The following is a 22160-nucleotide window of genomic DNA, read 5'->3' on the forward strand; positions in this document are numbered from 1 at the left end:
GGTCCGTCGCCCGAGCGCCCGTCCAGCGAGAACAGCGCGGCCCCCGACCAGTCCGACTGGTCGGGGGCCGCGCTCGCTGTTGGATGAGGTTCGTGGGTGCCGGCCGCTCAGCTCGAGCTGGGCGTCGGCCGGGCCGCCGCCGACACCGAACGGGCGGCGTCGGCGCGGCGCAGCGACGCCAGGCCGATCACCGCGGAGACCAGCGCGGCCACGCCGGCCAGTACCAGTCCCGCCCGTGCTCCCAGAGCCTCCGCGACGGTGCCGGCGATCGGGCCGCCGACCGGCGTGGTGCCGATGAAGGCGATCGACCACAGCGCCATCACCCGGCCGCGCATCCTGGGCTCCGACGACAGCTGCACGGTCGCGTTGCCCGTCGAGATGAAGGCGACGCTGGCGGCACCGGTCAGGACCAGCGCGGCGACCACCAGCGGCAACGACGGAGCCGCGGCCGTGGCGAGGATCAGCACCCCGAACACGGCGGCGATGACGACGAGGCTGCGTACGCCGGTCAGGCGCCGCCGCGCCACCAGCAGGCCGCCGACGACCGCGCCCGCGCCCATCGCGCCGGTCAGCAGGCTGTAGGTCGCCGCCGTGCCGTGGAACGTCTCCCGGGCGATCAGCGGCAGCGTGACCTGGAACTCGTAGGCCAGCGTGCCGGTGATCACCATCATCATCAGCGGGATCCGGATGCCCGCGGTGCGGACCGCGTAGTGGAAGCCCTCCCGGATCTGGCCCGGGGCCTTCGTGACGCGGGGCTTCGGCCGCAGCGCCGCGCGGTCGAGCCGGATCAGGGCGACGATCACCGCGGCGAACGACAGCGCATTGAGCAGGAAACACGTTCCGGTACCGATGAGAGTGATGAGCAGGCCGGCGATCGCCGGGCCGACCACCCGGGCCGCGTTCATCGTGACCGAGTTCAGGGTGACGGCGTTGGGCAGCGTCTCCGGGCCGACCATCTCCTGGACGAAGCTCTGCCTGGCCGGGTTGTCGGCGGCCTGGGTCAGGCCGAGCAGGGCGGCGAAGACGACGACCATCCACAGCGCCACGACGTGGGTGATCACGAGAACGCCGAGGACGGCGGCCAGCGTGGCCTGCAGCGACGCCGTCGTGATCAGCAGCGCGCGGGTGTTGGCGCGGTCGGCCACCAGCCCGCCATAGGCGCCGACCAGCAGGACCGGCAGGAACTGCGCGGCGGTGACGACGCCGAGCATCGTGCCGGACGCGCCGAGGGAGAGCACCAGCCAGCCGAGCGCGATCGTCTGCATCCAGGTGCCGCACATCGAGATGATCTGGCCGGTTATGAACCGCCGGTAGTTCGGCACCCGGAGCGCGGCGAACGTCCCACCGGCCGGGCGGCCGGTCCCCGGCGATCCGGTCGGGGCGACGCTCGTTGCCGGCGTTCCCGCCGAGTGGCTCGCCGTCGTGTCGGTGCCCGGATTGGTGGCGACTGGGTGAGGAGCGCTGGCCGCGGGTGGCTGCCTGGTGGGCGGACCGACGGTTCGCTCGTCCGTGCCGCCCGCGACCGTCGCCTCGCGGTCTGTCTCGAAGTCCGTTTCCAACTCCCGCAACACCCGTCACGCACCTCCGACGGGTGCAACCTCTCCGCCAAGGTCGTTATTTCACATCAGGTAACTATCTGGCCAGGTGACCGGTTGCCGCGGTCCGGGCTGTGGTCTGGGGCTGGCGGTCTGGCTGAGGTGGCGGTCTGGCTGGGGTGGTGGTCTCGGGGTGGCGGTGTGGTCGGGGTCGGGGTCGCGGTCTGGCTCTGGCTGGGTTGGCGGCGTGGCAGGGGTGGCGGCGCGGCTGGGGTCGCGGTCTGGCTGGGGTGGGGCCAGATGCCTGCTCCGCGTTCCGTCGCACGGATGATCTCCGCGTTCCGCGGTGCTCGGCGGATCGGTGGTGATCCGCGGGCTTGTCCAGCAAGCCAACTGATGGACAACTGGACGCTGGCGAACAGCCGTTCGATCGCCTAAAATACGAACATACGTTCGAACTCCAGGCGGTCTCCCCGATCGTGGCGCAGGGCATCTCCCTGGCCACGACGCGGGCGTGCCGTGGTGAGCTGGCGCAGAGGGGTGGCAAGGTGACCGACGTCCCCGACGACCGCGCAGGCGTGTCCGAGCCAGGGATACCGAGGGAGTCCGGCGACGCCTCCGCTCGGCCCGACCGACCCGGGGCCGCGACGTCGGACGGCGACCAGGCCCGACCGAATGAGGAGGCTTCGTCCGAGGGGCGTCTGCCCGGACTCGACGGCGCCGAACTGGCCGAGTCGGCGCTGGCGGCCGGGGGCGGTGACGACCCGACCTATCCTGGCTGGGCGCCGCCGAACCCGCGGCTGCCGACCGAACCAGAACGACTTTCCGACATAGACCTGGCGACCGCCGTGATCGAGGGCCGAACGACGGTCGACGCCACGACCGCCCGTTGGATCCTGCTGCTCGGCGAGTTCGACCGCCGCTCGCTCTGGCTCGCCGACGGGGCCGTCTCGCCCACCGCCTGGCTACGCCGCGAGTGCCGGATCAACGCGCCCACCTCGACGAACCTGATCACCGTCGCCCGCGCCCTGCGAGACCTGCCGGCCACCCGCGCGGCCTTCACCACCGGCACCATCAGCTTCGACCACGTCCGCGCGATCGCCCCGGCCCTCGGCGACGGCCGCCTGGACCTCGCCCGCCGCGCCGACCCGATCTTCGCCCGCGCCGCGGCCTGGATGACCCCCCGCCAGGTAGCCCGCGTGGTCAGCACCTGGACCGACATCGCCGACGCCTAAGGCAGCCGGCCGGAACCGGCGCCTGCGCGCCTTCGGCCGGCTTGCCTGCTGTGACATTTGTTCGCTGCGTCCGGGGACGCCCCTACGGCCCCGATCCTCGCTTCGCTCCGGTCGGGACCTCCGGGGCGTGTCCTCCGCAGCGAACGGGCTTCGCTCCGTCCGTAGGGCCAGTCAGGCCACTTCGCTTCGCTTGTGGCCTGCTGGCCCTACGGACTACGCGAAGCGCCTCGATCCGGCGTCGAGCCCCCTCCGCCTACCTGGTTCGGGGCTGAGGCGGATGCGCTTGTCCGGGGTCGGTGTCTCGGGTCGCGCACCGCCGGCGTTGTGCCCCAAGTCGGATCCGGCAGCTCGTTGTGGCGCGGGCTGATCGCTGTTTCGGCCCTCTCATGGTCGTTCCAAGGCGCAGAACACGACCACCCCAGGGCCAAACCAGCGATCAAGCCGCCGCGAATCGGCTGCGGGATGCGCAACGCGACCAGAGATGGCCTCGAACAAGCACCCACCTGTACGTCGGCATCGCCCCAGGTCACATCGGCGAGAGCGCGCCCGGCCGGGGCGGGGCGGGCCGCGCCAACCGAACAAGTGTTACAGCGGGATGTTGCCGTGGACGTTCTTGTCGGGCCGGCCGGCGGCGAGGGCCTCGGCGATGGCGGCGGCCACCACGGTGCGGGTGTCACCCGGCTCGACGACCGCGTCGACCACACCGAGCTCGACGGCCTTGTCGACGCCGCCGACGGTGACGGCGTGCTCCTCGGCCAGCTCCTTGATCTTGTCGGGCTGGCGCTGCTCGGGGACCGCGGCGATCGTGCGCCGGTGGATGATCTTCACGGCCGCCTCATGGCCCATGACGGCGACCTCGGCGGTCGGCCAGGCGTAGACGGCCGTGGCGCCCAGGGACGCCGAGTTCATCGCGATGTAGGCGCCGCCGTAGGCCTTGCGGGTCATCACCGTCACCCGCGGCACGGTCGCCTCGGCGAAGGCGTAGAGCAGCTTGGCCCCGCGGCGGACGACGCCCTCCCACTCCTGGCCGACGCCGGGCAGGTACCCGGGCGTGTCGACGAGGACGACCAGCGGCACCCCGAAGGAGTCGCACAGCCGCACGAAGCGCGCCGCCTTCTCCGCCGACAGCGAGTCCAGGCAGCCACCGCGGCGCAACGGGTTGTTCGCGATGACGCCGACCGTCCGGCCGCCGAGACGGCCCAGCGCGGTCACGATGTTGCGGGCCCACCGGGGGTGGATCTCGACGAAGCCGTCGTCGACCAGGCCGCCGACCAGCGGGCGCACGTCGTAGGCGCGCCGGGGCGACTCGGGCAGGAACTGGGCGAGCTCGCGTGGCTCGACCTCGCCGATGTCACCCTGGTCGGCCAGCAGACCGACGACGTGGCGCGTCGTCTCGAACGCCTGGTCGTCGGAGTCGCAGGTCATGTGGACGACGCCACTCTTGGTGGAGTGGACGCCCGGGCCGCCGAGGCTGTCGAACGTGCAGTCCTCACCGGTCACCGAGCGGACGACGTCCGGACCGGTGACGAAGACTTTTCCGTCCGGGCCCATGATGACCAGGTCGGTCAGCGCCGGGCCGTAGGCGGCGCCACCGGCGGCCGCGCCCAGCACCAGCGAGATCTGGGGGATGCGGCCCGACGCCCGCACGATCGCCGAGAAGACGCGTCCCATGCCGTCGAGCGACGAGACACCCTCCTGCAGCCGCGCGCCGCCCGAGTGCCAGATGCCGACCACCGGGACGCCCATCCGGGCCGCCGACTCGATGGCGTGCACGATGCGCGCACAGCCGTCGCGGCCCATCGCCCCACCCTGCACGGTCCCGTCGCTGGCGAACGCGACCACCTCGTTGCCGTCGACCAGTCCCTGCCCGGCGACGACACCCGAACTGTCGGGCGCGGCGAACAGGTTGACGCTGTCGGCATCGAAGAAGCGGTTCAGCCGGGCGACGGGGGAGCGAGGGTCGACGAGTTCCAACGTGGACAGACTCACCGGTAATCTCCTTGCCTGAACGGCGAACAGTCTGCTCCTGCACCCAGCCGCGGCAGCGGTGGGTGTGTTGCACATCCGTGTTACGCGGGGCGAGTCGCGACTACGAGGGGCGATACGCAGTTCCTCAGCCAGTGCGCCCTCTCCGGATCCGCTCACGCGGGTCGCGGGGACGTACGGCGCCTCGCTGAGGCCCGGCCCGTCGGCCGTGGCGGGTGGCACGGGTTCTCCGGTTGGCCCGCTCGGCCATCGGCGCCGTCGTTGGCGCCACCAACATCACGAGAGCTACTGGGTGTCCGGGTCCGGACCCGGACACCCAGCGCGTTCCCATGTCTCCGGGGACGGGCCCCGGAACGCGCACCCGCTCGCCGGCATTCTCGCCCGGCGGGCGGGGTTCTCGCCGCCGCTAGGCGGGCGTGAACGCGAGGCAGACGTCGTGTCCGCCGAACCCGAAGGAGTTCGACAGGGCGGCGCCTGACTTGATCTTCCGGTTGTCGATCCGCACCACGTCGAGCTCGACCTCGTCATCGAGAGCGTCGAGGTTGCGGGTCGCCGGGACGATGCGCTGCTGCATCGTCATGACCGTCACCACGGCCTCGACGGCGCCAGCCGCTCCGAGCAGGTGCCCGGTCATCGACTTGGTAGCCGTCACCGCCGTCGAGCCGGCCGCTGCTCCGAGTGCAAGGTACAGCGCCTTCGCTTCGGCAAGGTCACCGACTGGTGTCGACGTCGCGTGCGCGTTGACGTGAGCGACATCACCGGCCACGAGCTCGCCGGTCTCCAGTGCCTCGGTGACCGCCCGGGCCGCGCCGGCACCGGTCGGCTCCGGAGCAGCCACGTGGTAGGCGTCGGCGCTGATCCCGGCACCGGCCAGGTAGCCGTAGATCCGGGCGCCGCGGGCCTTCGCGTGCTCCTCGGCCTCCAGCACCAGGATTCCGGCGCCCTCGCCCAGCACGAACCCGTCACGGCCCTTGTCGAACGGCCGGGACGCGGCCGCCGGGTCGTCGGACCGCCGCGACAGCGCCTGCATCTGCGAGAACCCGGCGATCGGCAGCGGATGAATCGCCGCCTCCGTACCGCCCGCGATGATGACGTCGGCGCGGCCGAACTTGATCAGGTCGTACGCGAGCGCGATCGCCTCGGTGCCCGACGCGCAGGCACTGACCGGGGCACGCACCCCGCCCTTCGCGCCGAAGGCCAGGCCCACGGTCGCGGCCGGCCCGTTCGGCATCAGCATCGGGACGACGTGCGGGGTGACCTTGCGGAAACCCTGCTCGCGCAGCACATCGTGCTGGGAGAGCAGCGTCAGCACGCCGCCGATGCCGGAGCCGACACAGACCTGTAGGCGCAGCGGGTCGATCTCAGGCGAGCCGGCGTCGGCCCACGCCTCCCGGGACGCGACCAGAGCCATCTGCTGGGTCCGGTCGAGCTTGCGGGCCTCGACGCGGCCGAGCGGAAGCTCGGCCGCCAGCGGGGCGGCGATGTGGACCGGCACCGTCTCGATCCAGTCCTCGGTGAGAGCGCGAACGCCGGACCGGCCGGCGAGCAGGCCCTCCCACGTGGACGCCACATCGCCCCCGAGCGGAGTGGTCGCCCCGAGGCCGGTGACGACAACCCGCCTAGGGGACCGGGTCACGCCGCGATACCAGCCTTCTGGATGTACGAGACCGCGTCACCGACGGTCTTCAGGGTCTTCACGTCGTCGTCCGGGATCTTGACGCCGAACTTCTCCTCGGCCGCGACCACGACCTCGACCATCGACAGCGAGTCGACGTCCAGGTCGTCAATGAAGGTCTTCTCGGGGGTGACGTCGGAGGGCTCGACGCCGGCCACCTCCTCGAGGATCTCGGCGAGACCGGCGAGGACATCAGTCTGGGACATCGGGGACCTTTCTTGATCGGGCAGGAGATTCAGGTGCGGTTCTTGTAGCTGCCACCCGCGGGCGGGGGCCCTGCGCCGGTTCGGACCCGGCAGATGGAGGGTTCCAGGGGACCCGCCCCCCGAGTGGATGCCGTGGGTGGGGCTCCGGCGGAGCCACCCGTGACGCCCGGCCTAGGGGCAGCGGATGACCTGGCCACAGTAGGTCAAGCCGGCACCGAAGCCGAACAGGAGGACCGGGTCGCCGCGCCGCAGTTCCCCGGCGTCGAGCAGCCGGGCCAGGCCCAGCGGGATGCTGGCCGCCGAGGTGTTGCCCGCGTCGACCACGTCGCGGGCGATGACGGCGTTCGTGGCGCCGAGGCCGTTCACGAGCGCCTCGATGATCCTCAGGTTGGCCTGGTGCGGGACGACGCCGGCGAGCTCGTCGGGGGTGACCCCGGCTCGCTCACAGATCTTCTTCAGCGCCGGCACCAGGGTGATCGCCCAGCGGAAGACCGCCTGGCCCTCCATCCGGAACAGGTTGTCGCCGTAACCGGGCACCCTGATGACGTCCGGCCGGGAGCCGTCGTGGCCCCAGACCGCCGGGCCGATCTCGTCGACGTCACTCGGGCCGACCACCGCGGCGCCGGCGCCGTCCGCGAGCAGGATGCAGGTCGTCCGGTCCTCCCAGTCGACGTAGTCCGACAGCCGCTCCGTCGCCACGACGAGCACGTGGCGGGCCGAACCGGCGCGGACCGTGTCGGCCGCCTGGGACAGCGAGTAGCAGAACCCGGCGCAGCCCGCGTTGATGTCCAGCGCGCCGGCCGAGAGGGCACCGATCCGATGCGCGATCTGCGGGCTGGCGCCCGGGATCTGCGACGGGCTGGTGCAGCTCGCCGCGATCACCAGGTCGATGTCGGCGCCGGTGAGGCCGGCGGCGGCGAGCGCCTTCTCGGCGGCGGCGGCGCCCATCATCACGGTGGTCTCGTCGGCGTCGGCGATCCGCCGGGTGGCGATGCCGGTCCGGGTGCGAATCCATTCGTCGGACGTCTCGACTCGTTGGGCGAGATCGTCGTTGGTGACGACGCGGACCGGTCGGTAGGTACCGAATCCGAGCACGCGTGCTCCGGTGGTCATCAAGCCTCCCCGGCGTGGGCGGTGGCAGGAACCAGCTCCCTGGCGGGAGCGGGGATCACGACCGAGGGCTGCTCGGCGCCGACGTGCTCGGCGAGGAGCTCGCGAGCGGCGGCCAGGTCGTCGGGGCTCTTCACCGCGAGGATCCGGACGCCGGGAAGTTCTCTGCGGGCGATGCCGGCCAGCGTGCCCGCCGGCGGCAGCTCGATGACGGCCTTGACGCCCAGCTCGCGCAGCGTCGCCATGCACAGGTCCCAGCGGACCGGGTTGGCGACCTGGCTGACCAGCCGGGCCACGACCTCGGCCCCGTCGGTGACGACGGCGCCGTCCGCGTTCGACACCTGGCCGAGGCGCGGGGCGCCGGGTACGACGCCGGGCGCGACCGCGGCGAGCGTGTCGCGGGCCGAAGCCATGAAGTGGGTGTGGAACGCGCCCGCGACCGTGAGCGGCCGGACGCGGGCTCCGGCCGGCGGCTCGTCGGCGAGCCGTGCGAGCGCCGCCAGGTCACCGGCGGCGACGATCTGGCCGGCGCCGTTGCGGTTCGCGGGCGTCAGGCCGAGGCCTTCCAGGTGCGCGACGACCGCGTCCGGGTCGCCGCCGAGCAGCGCGGACATGCCGGTCGGCGTCACGGCGGCGGCCGCGGCCATCGCCCGGCCGCGCAGCGCCACGAGGACCAGCGCGGTCTCCGGCGTGAGTGCGCCGGTGAGCGCCGCTGCGGTGATCTCACCGACGCTGTGGCCGGCCACCCGCAGATCCGTCCCCGCGAGTCCGGGCAGGCCGAGCTGTTCGGCGGCGAGGAGGCCGGACGCCACGATGAGCGGCTGCGCCACCGCGGTGTCCTTGATTGTCTCCGCCGTCGCCTCAGTGCCGAGCTCGACGAGGTCCAGGCCGGTCGCCGCCGAGAACCAGCGCAGCCGCTCCGTGACGCCGGGGAGGCCGAGCCACGGATGCAGCATGCCTGGGGTCTGGGCGCCCTGGCCTGGCGCGAGGATGGCGAGCACCTATTTACCTAACCCTTCGCGGTGGTGGTCTGTCGCTGGCGGCCACTCACCGATGTGCCGACGGCTCGTTGTAGCAGACCTACAAAACGCGGAGCCCGGGTGCGTACGTTAGTCGTGTCGCTGGACTACGGCCGACAAGCGTGTGACAGGGCTGTTAAGTCGGTCGATGTGACCGGTGTCGCACCGGTAACCTGCGGTCAGCTGACCATGCTCGCATTCTCGCAGCTGTAGGTCACGCACGAGGCGCGTGCCGTGTTCTCGTGCCGACCTCGACAGTCGGTGGTCGGCGATCTACAACCGTCGTCTACGCAGGCGAGCTGTCGAGACGGCCCAGAAGAAGAGCTATGTGCAGGGTGAAACGCTGCCGGTGGTCGGCGGTGTCAAGGCCGCAGATCTCGGACGCCTTCCGCAGCCGGTAACGGACCGTGTTCGGATGCAGGTAGAGCGCCTTCGCGGTCGCCTCCAGCGAGGCGCCGAAGTCGAGGTAGGTGCCCGCGGTCTCCAGGAGCGGCGCGCCAGCGTCCCGCAGCGGGATGTAGACCTCGTCGATGAGCGCCCGGCGGGCCCCCTCGTCGCCGGCCAGGGCCCGCTCCGGCAGCAGCGCGCGGGCCGTCACCGGTCGCGGCGCCGCGGGCCACGCCGCCACCACGTCGGCGGCTGCGATCGCCGCCCGCGCCGACTCGGCGGCACCCGCCAGGTCGGCCGCGACGGGCCCGACCACGACGGGGCCCGGCCCGCAGGCCGACATCAACACCTCGGCGGCCGCCAGCGCCGACTCGACGCTCGTCGCGAGCTCGCCCTCGGCGCGCCGCCGGCTGTTCGGCCGGTTCGGGTCGCCCGTCGCCGCCGCCACGGCGCGGGCCGCCGCCTCGCGCGGCACGGCGCCGCCACCGGGCGCCACCGCCACGGCCGCCGCCCCGCCGGCGTGTGGCTCCGCCGCCGGCCCGTCGCCTGGACCGTCGGTCGTCCGGAACCGGCCGCCCACGATCATGACGAGCCGCTGGTTGTGCACGCTGGTCAGCACCTCGAGACCGCCGGAGCGGGCCAGCCGGTGGACCTCGTCCACGACCGCCTCCGGGGCCTGCGGCGGCGCCGCGCCGACCACGACCGTCACCGCGGGCGGGTTGCGCCAGCCGACCGCCGCCGCGCGCGAGGACAGCGCCCGGTCCTGGTCGCCGCGCACGACGTGGTCGACGACGAGCGCCTCCAGACGGGCGTCCCACGCGCCGCGCTCCTCGGCGACCCGCGCGTAGACCACCGCTCCGGCGAACGCGATGTCCCGGGAGTAGCGCAGCACGTCGTTGAGTACCCGCTGCTCGTGCTCCGGGTCGACGATGTTCGAGACCTCGGCCTCGATCGTCTCGACCGCCACCCGGACCAGGTCGACGAGGCGGCGGAAGGTCACCGCCCGGACCAGCTCGCGCGGCGCCACCCGGAACACGTCGCTGGACAGCTCACGGGCGTGTTCCGGGCGCCGGCACCACTCGACGAACGACGCGATGCCCGCCTGCACGACCAGCTGGATGTCGGCCCGGTACCGCGCCGACATGCCGGGGTACCACGGCAGCTGGTCGGACATCCTGGCCACGGCCTTGTTCGCCAGCAGCCCGCTGGCCCGCTCGATCCGCCGGATGACGGCGTCGTTCGTGGCGGCGTCGTTGCGGCCGGCAGAGTCGTTGCGGCTGGCAGGGTCGTTGCGGCCGGCAGAGTCTCGTGGCGCGGCGACCGGGTCGACTCCCGCGGCCTGGGCCGGTACCGGGGTCGGCGGGTCGGCGGGGGAGCCGGGCGGCGGCGACGTCACCTCGGCGGGCTGCCTCCGGGCGGACGGCGCAGGCCCGTCTCCGCGCGCGGAGGCCGGTTTGGCCGGAGGCTGGGTCACGGCGTCCAGCATGCCTCACCGCGACCGCCCGCCGCGCCGTCCGGGCCGGACACCGCGGGTGCCCCGCCGCCCGCGGCTCGCGACGTGCCGTCGGAGATGCCGGACACGGCCGTGTCCAGGCGGCCACAATGAGGCGATGTCCCGTCAGCGAACACGCCAGGCGCCTGTTCTCGCGGCTGGCCTGGTCACCGTCCTCGTGGCTTTGCTGGGAGCCTGCTCGCAGGTGTTGCCGATGAGGTCGAGCAGCCTGATCCCGACGGACCTGATACCCGCTTTCCGAGCCGCCGCCACCACGTATGGGCTGCTGTCGGCCGCCCAGCTCGCGGCCCAGGCGCGGGTGGAGAGCCGCTTCGACTCGTCGGTGGTGTCCCGCGCGGGCGCCGTCGGGATGATGCAGTTCCTGCCGAAGACCTGGGCCGAGTTCGGCATCGACGGCGACGGCGACGGCGTGGCCGACCCGCTCGACCCGCTCGACGCGATCCCGTCCGCCGCACGCTACGAGCAGCATCTCGCCGGGCTGGTCGGCCACCTGCCCGGGGACCGGGTCGCCCTCGTGCTCGCCGCCTACAACGCCGGGCCGTCGGCCGTCCAGGCGGCCGGCGGCGTCCCCGACTACGCCGAGACCAGGACCTACATCGCGCGGGTCAACGAGTGGGCCGCCACGTTCGCGACGGAGGTCTGAGCCGCGATGGTGACCACCGCTGACCTTCTGACGGATGGCTTCGGACGGGTTCAGGAGGCGGTCCACGAGGCCGTGGCGGGGCTGACCGCCGAGCAGCTGAACCACCGCCCGCAGCGGCGGCTCAACTCGATCACCTGGCTGGTCTGGCACCTGGCCCGGGTGCAGGACGATCACGTGGCCGGCGTCGCCGGCACCGAGCAGGTCTGGACCGCGGCCGGCTGGGTGGACCGGTTCGGCCTCCCGCTGCCGCCGGAGTCGCACGGCTTCGGCCACACGTCGGACCAGGTCGACAGGGTCCGTGTCGGCGACCCCGGCCTGCTGACCGCCTACTACGACGCCGTCCACGACGAGACCCTGCGCTACGTCGCCAGGCTTGGTGACCAGGACCTCGACCGCGTCGTCGACACCCGGTGGGACCCTCCGGTCACCCTCGCCGTCCGCCTCGTCAGCGTGATCGCCGACGATCTCCAGCACGCCGGCCAGGCCGCCATCCTGCGGGGGCTGCTGCCCCCCGGCTGACCGCGTCGAGCGCGGCTCGACCGGCGGCCGGCCGTCAGTCGCCGACGGAGCCGTCGATGCGCTCGCGGAGCAGGTCGGCGTGGCCGTTGTGGCGGGCGTACTCCTCGATCAGGTGGACGTAGACCCAGCGCAGGCTGAGCCGCACGCCGCGCTGGTCCAGGAACGTGTCGTCCAGGCCGTGGGTGGCCGCCACGGCGCGGCAGGTCTCGACCTCCGTGGTGAACGCCGTGAACGCCTCGTCGGGGTCCGCCGTGTCGACGTCGTCGAAGTCGGAGTTCTCGTTGTCCTCCCTGACGAAGAGGTACGGGATGTCCTGCTGGTCGAGCCGGCGGCGGATCCAGGAACGTTCCACGTCGACCAGGTGCCGGACGAGGCCCAGCAGCGAAAGCGAGGACGGAGGTATCGCCCGCTCGCGCAGCTGCTCGGCGGTGAGGCCGGCGCACTTGAGCAGCAGCGTCTCGCGGTGGTAGTCGAGCCAGCTCTCCAGCATCTCGCGCTCGTCCGCGATGCCTGGCTCGTCCCGGCGGTTGACCTTGGGGGCAGTCCACGTCATGTCTGGCATGGTCGCGCCGACCTGTGACAGTTTCGAGCCGTTTCTCGCCGGGTGGCGCCGCGCACCAGGCCGGTCCGGGCGACGCGGTTTGGTGGTTGCGGCGACACGGCGCTAGGTTTCCGACCATGACCGACTCCTCGGCTCGCCTGGCCGCGGGCGACGTTGCCCCCGACTTCACGCTCCCGGACGCCGACGGCAAGGACGTGTCGCTCGCCTCCTACCGGGGCCGGCGGGTCGTCGTCTACTTCTATCCGCGCGCGAGCACACCCGGCTGCACCAAGCAGGCCTGCGACTTCCGCGACAGCCTGGCCCAGCTGAACGACGCCGGCGTCGACGTGCTGGGGATCTCGCCGGACAAGCCCGCGGCGCTGGTGAAGTTCCGCGACAACGAGGGCCTGACGTTCCCGCTGCTGTCCGACCCCGACCGCGCGGTGCTGACCGCGTACGCCGCCTACGGCGAGAAGATGATGTACGGCAAGGTGACCACCGGGGTGATCCGCTCGACCTTCGTCGTCGCCGCCGACGGCACCCTCGAGAAGGTGCTCTACAACGTGAAGGCCACCGGTCACGTCGCGAAGCTGATCCGCGAGCTGGGACTGGCGGAGGCCTGATCCACCGACCGGGCCGGCGGCGCCACAGCCGGCCCGGACAGGGGCCGGTGCTACGCCTTCAGGACGGCGTCGAACAGCTCGGCGGTGCGCTCCCAGTGGAGCTCGGCGGCCTTCTCGTCGTAGACGCCGGGGTGGTCCGTGACCGCGAACCCATGCCGGGCGCCGGGGTAGAGCTCCAGCCGGTAGTCGACCTTCGCCTGGTCCAGCGCGGCCGCGAGCCGGGCCTGGTCCTCGGGGGTGCAGGAACCGTCCTCGTCCGCCACACCGAAGTACAGCCTCGCCTGGATCTCGCCCGCGTGGGTGTGCGGGCTCGCCGGGTCGTCCGCGACGGCGAGCCGGCCGCCGTGGAACGACGCGGCGGCGGCGACCCGGTCGGGGAACGTGCCGGCCGCGAGGAACGACAGCCGCCCACCCATGCAGTAGCCGGTGGTGCCGACCTTCTCGGCGTTCGCCGCCGGGACGTCGGCCAGCGCCGTCAGCAGCGCGCCGGTGGCGGCCATGGCGCCCTCGTTGGCCACCGTCATGACCTGCCCCAGCTTGGCCCGCTCGGCCGGGTCGGAGAACGCGGTCTTCGGGTCGAACGGCAGGGCGTCCGGAGTGCGGAAATGGACGTTCGGCAGCGCCACGGCGTAGCCGAGATCCGCCAGCCGTTGGGCCATGTCGTCCGTCGCCGGCCGAACGCCGAACGCGTCCGGGTACATGATCACCGTGGGCAGGGCGGGGCCGCTGTCGGCCGGATGCCCAGCCGGAAGGTGCAGGTGGACGTCCATCACACCGTCGTCGGTGGGCACATCGAGCCTGGTTACGGACAACACGAACTCCTCGGCGTCTGCCGACCGGCCGTGCCGGCTCGGGCGGCGAACAGCATCTCTCATCGCGGCAGCTCGGCCACGGTCGAGGCCCGGCCCGCCCGGCATCGTTTGGGCCCCGTGGTGGACGTCTTCAGGACGTTTTCAGGACCGCCGGCCGGGCCTGATCGCCGATCGTGCGCGACGTCGTCAGCCGGCGGCGTTGACCGCGGCCTTGAACGGGTCGGGGAGCAGCTGGTCCTGGGAGAGCGTCTTGCCGTCCACCATCACCGTCGGGGTACCGGTCACCCCGCGCTTGGACGCGCTGTCCGCGACCTTGGCGACGTAGCCGTCGTACCGGCCCGACTTCACCGCGCTGGTGAAGGCCGGCGAGGTCAGGCCGACCTGCGAGCCGAGCTGGATGAGCCGGTCGTTGCTGAAGCCCCCGGAGTTCTCCGCCGGCTGGTTGGCGAACAGCACCTGGTGGTACTGCTCGAACTTGTTGTCGTTGGCCGCGGCGGCACCCGCGTTCGCGGCGCGGACCGAGTCAGGCCCGATGAACGACATCATGTGGTAGACGGCCTTGATCTTGCCCGCGTCGATCAGCGAGCGCACGGTCGAGCCGGTGGTGGTCTCGAACTGCCGGCAGATCGGGCACTGGAAGTCCTCGTAGAAGTCGACCGTGACCGGGGCGGTCGCCTTGCCGACGACGATGCCGTTGTCCTGGCCGGTCGCCGTGGCCGGGAGGACGACCGGCTTGGAGTGCTGGCGGGTGTTCTGCACGACGATGCCGATGACGGCGGCGAGGATGATCACGCCGAGCACCGAGGCGAGCACGATCATCTGTTTGCGTCGCCGCTCCCTGGCCGCGGCCTGCGCTCGGGCCGCCGCGGCCCGTTCGCGCCGCACCGCCCCGCGCGGGTCCCGGTCCGGCCGGGGACCGGTGTCAACGCCGCCGCCTGAGCGGCCACCACCCGGGCCGTTGCCCCGGCCCGATCCGCGTCCCGCGCCCGCGCTCATCGCTCGCGCCTCATTCGTCCCGCCCTGTCCCCGGGCCGCGGCTGGTCGCCCGTCCGCACCCGGTACCCGTCGTGCCAGTCCCCGCCGTCGCGGCTGTCGTCGGTTTCGTGCTCGTCGGCTTCGTCGTCAGCGCAGTGCTCGTCGTGAGCCCAGTGCTCGTCGGCAGCCCAGTGCTCGTTGGAAGCCCAGTGCTCGTCGTCCCGGTCGTCGTCGAGGTCGCCGGACCCCTCGGGCCGGCGGTCGGGGGCCGGGCCGAACAGCAGGCGGTCCAGCGTCAGGTAGCCGTGGGGCCAGACCGCCAGCAGCGCGCTGGCCAGCAGCAGCAGACTGTCACGGACTAGTTCCGATGTGTAATGGGTGGGCGCGTTCTTCGCGAGGTCGCCGCCCTTCGAGAAGCAGCCGCACTCGATGCGCAGGCCGCGGGCGGCCGCGGACGCGATCGCCCCGATGTAGACCGCCAGCAGCAGGCACGACAGCAGCGCGCCGGCCCGGACGGCCAGGCCCAGCAGGAGCAGGACCCCGAGCGCGATCTCCACGAACGGCACCGCGTACGCGACGGGATGGACCAGCGCCTCCGGCAGGACGCGGAACGCCCGCACGGAGCGGACCATCCCGTCCGCGTCGCCGACCTTCAGGCACCCGGCGACCAGCCACAGCACGCCCAGCCCGAGACGCAGCAGCGTCGAGGCCACCCGCGCCCAGGGCCGCCGGCGTCCCAGCGCGCCGCCTGTCGCCGGATGGTGGCTCATCGCGGCGCTCCCGCCCGCACCAGGACCGGAAGGTCATGGATGTAGTCGGTGATCTGGGTGCCTGGCGGGTAGCGCAGCACCAGATCGCCGTCGCGGCCGAACGCGAGCACCTCGGCGCCGTGGTTCTGCGTCATCGCGCCGTCCGCGCGCGCCGTCGGCGGCGGGACGTCGACGCCCAGCGTGCGCGCCGTCGCCTGGATCCGCGTGAACGGGCCGGTCAGGCCGTAGAAGCCGAACCCGGGGTCGAAATGGTGCAGCCAGCTGGCGAGCACGGCTGGCGTGTCGCGCGCCGGATCGGTGCTGACGAAGACGACGCGGACCTGGCCGCGAACCGCCGGGTCGAGCGCGCCCAGCGCGGCGGCGAGATCGGCCATCGTCGTCGGGCAGACGTCCGGGCAGTGCGTGTAGCCGAAGTACAGCAGTGTCACCAGGCCGGCGGTGCGGGCGCGCAGGTCGAACGCGAGCCCGTCGGTGGCGGTCAGGTCGAGCGCCGGCATCGGCAGCCGCGTCGCCGGGCTGATCCCGTGCAGGCCGTCGCCGCGCCGGTCGTCGACGATCGCCGCCTGCATGCCAGGCGTGTGGTCGGCGCAGGCCGTCGTCCCCGCGAACAGCGCCGTCAACACGATCGCCGCGACCGGCACCGTGCGAGTGGCCGGCACCGTGCGAGTGGCCGGCACCGCGCGGGCGACCGGCACCGCGCTCGCGACCGGCGCCGTGGGCCGAGTCGTGGCGACGGCGGCCGGTGAGGTGGTGGCCATGGTCCTCCGCGTTGAGAACATGGGCAGACGAACGGACGGCTCCGGGTGAGCATCGGCGCGCCGATCGGGAGTAATTGAACAATCACTTGGAGTGACGAGACGGTGTCACGTTAACCGCAACCGACGACGGGCGGCGTGAGGTGCGGCCCAGCCGCCGCCCGGGCCGGGTGTGACCCTTCGGTCGGACCACCGTTTCCGCTCGTCAGGCGTTGGCTCCTCTGGCACTCTTGGTGACGGACCCGTCTGGCACTCCTCGTGACGGACCCGTCAACGCATCACCGACCGTTGGCCCGGGTTGCGCGTCCGAGTGCGCGCGGACCGTGGTCTGGCGAGACGAGAGGTCACACCCGTGCCGCAGGACCCGGCGACCATCCAGAGCCAGATCGAGGAGACACGCGCCGAGCTGGCGGAGACCATCGACGCGATCGCGGAGCTGGTCCACCCCCGCCGGGTCGCCGAGCGAGCGGGCGAGCAGGCCCGCGCCAAGCTCGCCGAACTGCGCGCCCGTGCCGGCCACCACGGCGGCCAGCCGCTCGAGCTCGCGGCCGACGCGCCCGGCGCGGGCATGGTCGCGGCGGAGCCGTCCGGCGCGCGTGGTCCGGCCGGAGGGTCCCGCAGCGTCCGGTGGGGCCGGGTCGCGCTCGCGGTCGGCGCGACGATGCTGCTGGTGGTGGGTACCACCAGACGCCGCCGCCGGCACCGGGGCTGAGGCCGTCGCGGCCCAGGCGCGGCGACTACTGTCCCGTTGGGGAAGCCTGGACGCGGACTGAGCCTGTGCACGCTAGTGAGCCTGGGGACGCCGAGTGAGTCTTGACAGCCACGGCCGCGTACCTGCCGGCCGAATCGTGCTGATCCGGCACGGAGAGACGGAGTGGAGCAGGTCGGGCCGCCATACCGGCCGTACCGACATTCCGCTGACCATCGACGGCGAACGGCGCGCGGCCGCGCTGCTGCTGGCGCTGCGGGCCTTCCGGTTCGCGCTGGTCGCCACCAGCCCGCGCACCCGCGCCGTCCACACCGCCGACCTGGCCGGCCTGTTCGCGGCGCCCGTAGGTGGTGGGCCGGCGAACCAGCGCCAGGGCGGCCCCGACGGGCTGCGCCCGGCCGTGGCCGACGTGGCCGCGCGCGAGGTCTGGCCCGACCTGGCCGAGTGGGACTACGGCGACTTGGAGGGCCTGACCACGCCGACGATCCGCGAGACCCAGCCAGGCTGGACGATCTGGACCGGCCGAGTGCCCGGCGGGGAGAACGCCGGCCAGGTCGCCGTCCGGGCCGACGCGGTGCTGGCGCGGGCGCTGCCGCTGCTGCGCGACGGCGACGTCGCACTGGTCGGCCACGGGCACATGTCGCGGGTGCTGATCGCGCGCTGGCTCGGGCTGGACCCGGCCCGTGGCGCGTCGTTCCTGGTGGAGCCGGCGAGCCTGACCATCCTCGAGCACGAGCGGGAGACCCGCGTCCTCGGCTCGCTCAACCTGCGGCCGTCCCCGTCCCAGTCCCCTTCAGCGGCCAGGCTGGATGCCGTCCAGCCTGGCGCCTCCGCGTCCGCGCTATAGGTCGCCTCGCCTGCGCAACGCCGTCAGGGCGATCACCCCTGGCACGACGGGCAACCAGTAGGTGATCAGCCGGAAGACCAGGACGGCGGTGACCATCGCGGCGGCCGGGCCGCCGGCGGCGGTCAGGCCGATCGCGAGCGCGGGCTCGATCGCGCCGACGTTGCCGGCCGTCGGCGCGGCGCCCGCCACCGCCGAGCCGACCAGATACACGGCCGCGACCGACAGCACGCTGACGTTGCCGCCGAACGCCCGTTCGCTGGCCGTCAGCGCGATCACCTGAGCGACCTTCGTCCCGGCCAGCGAACCGCTGAGCGCGGCGGCCCGGCCGGGGGAGTGGACGAGCCCGCTCAGGTGCGCCCGGAACGTCGTCAGTGGGCCGCGCAGCCGGTCGCGCACCCGTCGGCGGGTCAGCACCACCGCGAGGACGGCGACGACGGCGCCCGCCACGATGCACACCGGCCCGAGGCCGAGGCTGGACATCGTGTCGCGCAGCGGCCCGGTCAGCCCGGCGGTCATCCGTGAGTCGCCGAGCAGCGCCGCCACGCAGGCGAGTGCCGCCAGGTGCACCAGGCCGCAGACGACCCGGATGGACGCGATCGTGGCGACCCCGGCCGGCCGGGGGAGTCCACGGCGTTCCAGGAACCGCAGGTTGACGGCGATCGCGCCGAGGCCGGCGGGGATGATCCGGTTCGCGGCGGCCGCGGCGAACTGCACCCCCGTCGCGACCCGAACCCCCACCGGCAGCCCGCTGCCCGCCCGCAGCGCGATCCCGTTGGAGACGTAGTAGAGAACGGTGCCGACGCCGCACAGCGGCAGCCACGGCCAGCTCGGCGCCGGGATGTCGGCCAGCTGGTGCTCGACCTCGGCGCGGAACTGGACGGCGAGCACCGCGAGCGGCACCCCGAGGACGACGGCGAGCAGGACCGTGCGCCGCCGGGGCGGCCGCAGCGCCGGGCGGGCCCCGAAGTCCAGCTCGCTCGCGGCGAGAGCCCGGGCCCCCAGCCCCGTGTTACCGGCGCCGGCGCGCCTGCCGGGTGCCGGCAGCGCGACGGCGTCCGCGCAGCCCGCCACGCCGGCGACAGCGGGCAGGCTGATGGCGAAGGCCGGGCCGGCCTGCCGGGACCGGTCCGGCCCGGCGCTCAGCATCGGGACCGCCGGCGAGCCCGGGACGACCGGTATGGCTGCCGGCCCGGCCAGCGTCGACGTGCGCCGCACCAGCACCCGGAGGTTCAACGGCGTCACCAGCGACCGCGACCGCCTGGCCGACCGGCTCGTGCCGATGGTCGGGGCTCGGTCGCGCGCGGCCTCGCCGGCGTCGCGTGAGCCTCGACCCAGTAGTGGCAGCCCGGCCGGTGACGAGGGGAGCGTCGTCGCTCCGGTCGCGTCCGCTGCCAACAACATCGGAGTCTCGATGACTGGGGCTCCCCTCGGGCAGGGCGGTTCGGGCGGAGTCGCTCGATTACTATCCGGGACTACCCGCTCCGCCCGTCATCATTGTGCGCACGGCCATGCGCGTTCGGCCATCGACGCGACCGGTGCCGCCGACCGGGCGACCGGCGTTCGGCGTTACCGGTCGTGACGGGTCCGAACTGCCGGCCACGACTGGCGATACAACGGTCAGTGTGGGTGTGCCGTGCGACGGAACTCCCCGCTGGCGGATGTCCGTTGGCGGTCTGACGGAAGAAGGAACGGTGTGGCACGGATCGCCCCATGCCCGACGGTCATGACGATATGTGGCGCCGACGCCTGACGGAAGGAAGCTCGATGTCAGACCTTTTGGATCTTTCGGTGAACACGCTGGGTGGCGAAGCGGCGACCCTTGGCGGGTTGACCGGCGGGCGCGTGACCCTCGTCGTCAACGTCGCCAGCCGCTGCGGGCTCACCCCGCAGTACACCGGGCTCGAGGCACTGCACGAGGAGCTCGCCGGTCGGGGCTTCACGGTGCTCGGCTTTCCCTGCAACCAGTTCATGGGCCAGGAACCGGGTACGGCGGACGAGATCGCCGAGTTCTGCTCGGCGACCTACGGCGTGACCTTCCCGCTGACCGAGAAGATCGAGGTGAACGGGCCCGGCCGGCACCCGATCTACCAGGTGCTGACCGAGACTGCGGACTCGGCCGGAACCGCGGGCGACATCGCCTGGAACTTCGAGAAGTTCGTCGTCGGCGCAGACGGCCGCGTGCTGGGCCGTTTCCGTCCCGGAGTCGAGCCGGCCGACCCGGAGCTGCGCGCGACCATCGAGCAGGCGCTGACCACCTGACCGGCGCGCAACCGAACGGACCGGGACGCCTGAACAACGAGCGCTGACCGACCAAAGTGCCTGAACCGCGAGTGCTCGGACGACGAGGTGCCTGAGCGGCGGCCGTGCCCCGGCACGGCGCCGGTCAGGCCCTCTGGCTGGCCGCGAGGCCGGTCAGACCGGCCCCCGGCCCGCCGGCACAGAGCTCGAACCAGACCTGCTTGCCGTGGCCCTCCTCGGGCGGCGGGTCCACCACGCCCCAGGCGCTCGCCAACGTCGCGACCAGGTGGATGCCGCGGCCCGACTCGTCGGACGGGCGGACCGTGCGCAGCACCGGATGCAGCGGGCTTCCGTCGCCGACGAAGAACCGGATCCGATCCGGATGCGCGACCAGGGCCAGTTGCAGCGCCGTGAGCCGCCCGGCGAACCGCACGGCGTTGGTCACCACCTCGCTGATCAGCAGCCGGGCCACCTCCACGTCCTCGGCGCGGTTCCAGGCCGTCAGCAGGTTGGACACCAGCCGCCTCGCCTGGCCGGCGGCACTCGTGTCCGCGAGAAGGTCGAACCGAGCGGTCAGATCGTCGGCCACGCCTCACCCTCCCGCCGCGAACCGGTCCGGCCGCGGTCTCCAGGGCCAGGTGCGGGCCCAGGCTCCTGCTGGTTGCCTGCCACTGCTGCCTGTGCCGCAAACCTTGGCAACCGGGCGCCGGTCAGACCGTTGCCCTGGATGACGTACGCCCTAGATGACGCAAGCCCTAGACGACGTAGGCCCTAGATGACGTCGATGCCGTCGAGGATCGGGTCGCGACGCGTCATCCACTCCGGGGTGATGTCGTCGGTGAGGGGCGGTTGGCCCGGGCGGCGCGCCATCGGGTCGAGCGGGCGGCCGGTGGCCGGGTCGACGCTGTCGCTGTGGATCGAGCGGTGCGGCGGTGGCGGCGCCGCGATCGAGCGACTCTGCCCGCGCGGCGGGCCGGCATGGGGCCGCAGCCGCGGGTCGATCGACCCCGGCAGCCCGTCGAGGCCAAGCACCCCGAACTGGTCGGCCACGCCGTTCGGCTCGCCAGGCCTCGACCCAACTGGCGGCGACCCAACTGGCGGTGGCCCGACCGGCGGTGGGCCGGCCGGTCGGCCCTGCGCGTCGCCGGGGTAGCCGGCGCCCGGGCGCCCATCCGTCGGCCGCGGTGGCTGCCTTGGCGGGTAGGAGGCGGGCCCACGGCTCTGGCCAGGCTGACCGCCCGGTCCGCCCTGGTCGGGCCTGGCCGCTGCCGGGCGTGCCGGTCCTGGCTGTGCTCCCGGCGGGTAGCCCGGCTGGCCGTTCGAGGCGCCGGGGTAGCCGCCGCGGGCCGCCGCCGGCCGCGGACCCGACTGGCTGGGCGGTAGCTGCTGCTGGCCGGGCAGATGCTGGTGGCCGGGCGGCTGTTGCTGGCCGGGCGGTAGCTGCTGGCCCGGGGGTAGCTGCTGGCCGTGCGACGCGGCGACGCCGGGCAGCCCTGACAGGCCGCCGGGCCCACCTGGATGGCTGGACGGTCCCCCGGGCCCGGAGCCGCCGGGCCGCTGGCCACCCTGTCGCGGGTTGGGCTCGGGATAACGGGCGCCCGACGGCCCGGACGGCGGCGCCGGCGGGCGTTGCGGACCGCCGGCCTGGTGTCGCTGCTGCTGCGGGGCCGGTCCGGGGGGCGGGGTGGTAGGACGGCCCGGCGGCCCGAAGCCCTGGGTGGCGGGGCCTCGCCCCTGCTGCGCGCCGGGGCTGAGGAACGGGTCGTCGTCGGTGCGCGCCGGCGGTGCGACCGGGACGCCGCCCGTCAGGCCGGGCGGCGGAAGGATCGGGTTCCCCCCGGTCATGCCGGGCGGCGGGAAGCCGAGGCTCGCCGCCGTCGTTCCCCGCGCCGCGCCCGCCGCGTGGGCGCGCGCCGCCCCGCGCGCGGCGGGCCGCCGGGGCGGGCCGGGTGGCGCGGGGGCGCGGACGAGCCGGGCCGGGGGGGGCTGCTCGTCGAGCAGCACGTCTCGCTCGCACTGCGGGTCGCCGACCGGGCCTACGTGCTCGACCGGGGGCGGATCG

21 protein-coding genes and 1 pseudogene are annotated in these 22160 nt (G+C 73.4%); 7 read left to right on the top strand and 15 right to left on the bottom strand.

The window, feature by feature from the left end; all coding sequences use genetic code 11:
- Window positions 1–107: 107 nt before the first annotated feature.
- The gene (locus tag I6A60_RS26105; protein WP_203055721.1) at window positions 108–1571 is read right to left on the bottom strand and encodes an MFS transporter; all 1464 of its coding nucleotides are present in this window, start codon (window positions 1569–1571) and stop codon (window positions 108–110) included.
- A 512-nt stretch (window positions 1572–2083) separates the two neighbouring features.
- Between I6A60_RS26105 and I6A60_RS26110 the strand changes: the two genes are divergently transcribed.
- On the top strand, window positions 2084–2770 hold the full coding sequence (locus I6A60_RS26110) for a DUF222 domain-containing protein (RefSeq protein ID WP_203021905.1): 687 nt from the start codon (window positions 2084–2086) through the stop codon (window positions 2768–2770).
- Window positions 2771–3355: 585 nt separating this feature from the next.
- On the opposite strand, the gene I6A60_RS26115 is transcribed toward I6A60_RS26110, so the two are convergent.
- The 6 genes from I6A60_RS26115 to I6A60_RS26140 all read right to left on the bottom strand — a co-directional run bounded on the left by I6A60_RS26115 (window position 3356) and on the right by I6A60_RS26140 (window position 10639).
- Window positions 3356–4759, bottom strand: a complete 1404-nt coding sequence (locus I6A60_RS26115) for an acyl-CoA carboxylase subunit beta (RefSeq protein ID WP_203011717.1) — start codon at window positions 4757–4759, stop codon at window positions 3356–3358.
- Window positions 4760–5162: 403 nt separating this feature from the next.
- Window positions 5163–6392, bottom strand: coding sequence for a beta-ketoacyl-ACP synthase II (fabF, locus tag I6A60_RS26120; RefSeq protein WP_203011723.1), 1230 nt, complete (start codon window positions 6390–6392; stop codon window positions 5163–5165).
- Window positions 6389–6637, bottom strand: coding sequence for an acyl carrier protein (locus I6A60_RS26125; protein WP_013422379.1), 249 nt, complete (start codon window positions 6635–6637; stop codon window positions 6389–6391). Before I6A60_RS26125 ends, fabF begins: the two co-directional genes overlap by 4 nt.
- A gap of 171 nt (window positions 6638–6808) precedes the next feature.
- On the bottom strand, window positions 6809–7750 hold the full coding sequence (locus I6A60_RS26130) for a beta-ketoacyl-ACP synthase III (RefSeq protein WP_203011725.1): 942 nt from the start codon (window positions 7748–7750) through the stop codon (window positions 6809–6811).
- Window positions 7750–8748, bottom strand: a complete 999-nt coding sequence (locus I6A60_RS26135) for an ACP S-malonyltransferase (RefSeq protein WP_203042732.1) — start codon at window positions 8746–8748, stop codon at window positions 7750–7752. Before I6A60_RS26135 ends, I6A60_RS26130 begins: the two co-directional genes overlap by 1 nt.
- Before the next feature lie 304 nt (window positions 8749–9052).
- Entirely contained in the window at window positions 9053–10639 is a 1587-nt protein-coding gene (locus I6A60_RS26140) for a CdaR family transcriptional regulator (protein WP_203042731.1), read from the bottom strand.
- A gap of 124 nt (window positions 10640–10763) precedes the next feature.
- Here I6A60_RS26140 and I6A60_RS26145 point away from each other — a divergent pair, with 124 nt between their 5' ends.
- Window positions 10764–11309, top strand: a complete 546-nt coding sequence (locus tag I6A60_RS26145) for a lytic transglycosylase domain-containing protein (protein ID WP_203021945.1) — start codon at window positions 10764–10766, stop codon at window positions 11307–11309.
- 6 nt (window positions 11310–11315) lie between these two features.
- Window positions 11316–11828, top strand: a complete 513-nt coding sequence (locus I6A60_RS26150) for a DinB family protein (protein WP_203021946.1) — start codon at window positions 11316–11318, stop codon at window positions 11826–11828.
- A 34-nt stretch (window positions 11829–11862) separates the two neighbouring features.
- On the opposite strand, the gene I6A60_RS26155 is transcribed toward I6A60_RS26150, so the two are convergent.
- The gene (locus I6A60_RS26155) at window positions 11863–12381 is read right to left on the bottom strand and encodes a DinB family protein (RefSeq protein WP_238436268.1); all 519 of its coding nucleotides are present in this window, start codon (window positions 12379–12381) and stop codon (window positions 11863–11865) included.
- A gap of 125 nt (window positions 12382–12506) precedes the next feature.
- Between I6A60_RS26155 and bcp the strand changes: the two genes are divergently transcribed.
- Window positions 12507–12992, top strand: a complete 486-nt coding sequence (bcp, locus tag I6A60_RS26160) for a thioredoxin-dependent thiol peroxidase (RefSeq protein ID WP_203021948.1) — start codon at window positions 12507–12509, stop codon at window positions 12990–12992.
- A 50-nt stretch (window positions 12993–13042) separates the two neighbouring features.
- Here bcp and I6A60_RS26165 read toward each other — a convergent pair whose 3' ends face one another.
- The 4 genes from I6A60_RS26165 to I6A60_RS26180 form a co-directional block, all read right to left on the bottom strand.
- Entirely contained in the window at window positions 13043–13807 is a 765-nt protein-coding gene (locus I6A60_RS26165) for a dienelactone hydrolase family protein (protein WP_307873879.1), read from the bottom strand.
- A gap of 183 nt (window positions 13808–13990) precedes the next feature.
- Window positions 13991–14800 carry a thioredoxin domain-containing protein gene (locus I6A60_RS26170; RefSeq protein WP_203021949.1) on the bottom strand — a complete coding sequence of 270 codons (810 nt, stop codon included), beginning with the start codon at window positions 14798–14800 and terminating at the stop codon, window positions 13991–13993.
- Window positions 14797–15549 carry a MauE/DoxX family redox-associated membrane protein gene (locus I6A60_RS26175; protein ID WP_203021950.1) on the bottom strand — a complete coding sequence of 251 codons (753 nt, stop codon included), beginning with the start codon at window positions 15547–15549 and terminating at the stop codon, window positions 14797–14799. The genes I6A60_RS26170 and I6A60_RS26175 overlap by 4 nt, the downstream gene beginning before the upstream one ends.
- Window positions 15546–16307, bottom strand: coding sequence for an SCO family protein (locus I6A60_RS26180; protein WP_203021951.1), 762 nt, complete (start codon window positions 16305–16307; stop codon window positions 15546–15548). The genes I6A60_RS26175 and I6A60_RS26180 overlap by 4 nt, the downstream gene beginning before the upstream one ends.
- A 349-nt stretch (window positions 16308–16656) precedes the next feature.
- Here I6A60_RS26180 and I6A60_RS26185 point away from each other — a divergent pair, with 349 nt between their 5' ends.
- Window positions 16657–17016 carry a DUF3618 domain-containing protein gene (locus tag I6A60_RS26185; protein WP_203021952.1) on the top strand — a complete coding sequence of 120 codons (360 nt, stop codon included), beginning with the start codon at window positions 16657–16659 and terminating at the stop codon, window positions 17014–17016.
- Window positions 17017–17110: 94 nt separating this feature from the next.
- Entirely contained in the window at window positions 17111–17860 is a 750-nt protein-coding gene (locus tag I6A60_RS26190) for a histidine phosphatase family protein (protein WP_203021953.1), read from the top strand.
- On the opposite strand, the gene I6A60_RS26195 is transcribed toward I6A60_RS26190, so the two are convergent.
- Window positions 17855–19261, bottom strand: coding sequence for a lysylphosphatidylglycerol synthase transmembrane domain-containing protein (locus I6A60_RS26195; protein WP_238436270.1), 1407 nt, complete (start codon window positions 19259–19261; stop codon window positions 17855–17857). The genes I6A60_RS26190 and I6A60_RS26195 overlap by 6 nt on opposite strands.
- Window positions 19262–19624: 363 nt before the next feature.
- On the opposite strand from I6A60_RS26195, the gene I6A60_RS26200 reads away from it, so the two are divergent.
- On the top strand, window positions 19625–20119 hold the full coding sequence (locus I6A60_RS26200) for a glutathione peroxidase (RefSeq protein ID WP_203021954.1): 495 nt from the start codon (window positions 19625–19627) through the stop codon (window positions 20117–20119).
- A gap of 124 nt (window positions 20120–20243) precedes the next feature.
- Here I6A60_RS26200 and I6A60_RS26205 read toward each other — a convergent pair whose 3' ends face one another.
- A complete protein-coding gene (locus tag I6A60_RS26205) occupies window positions 20244–20687 on the bottom strand; it encodes an ATP-binding protein (RefSeq protein ID WP_203021955.1) in 444 nt (147 codons plus the stop codon).
- Window positions 20688–20869: 182 nt separating this feature from the next.
- Window positions 20870–22160, bottom strand: a pseudogene (locus I6A60_RS26210) (hypothetical protein); the annotation flags it as partial.

This window comes from Frankia sp. AgB1.9, from assembly GCF_016786355.1.
GTDB lineage: Bacteria > Actinomycetota > Actinomycetes > Frankiales > Frankiaceae > Pseudofrankia.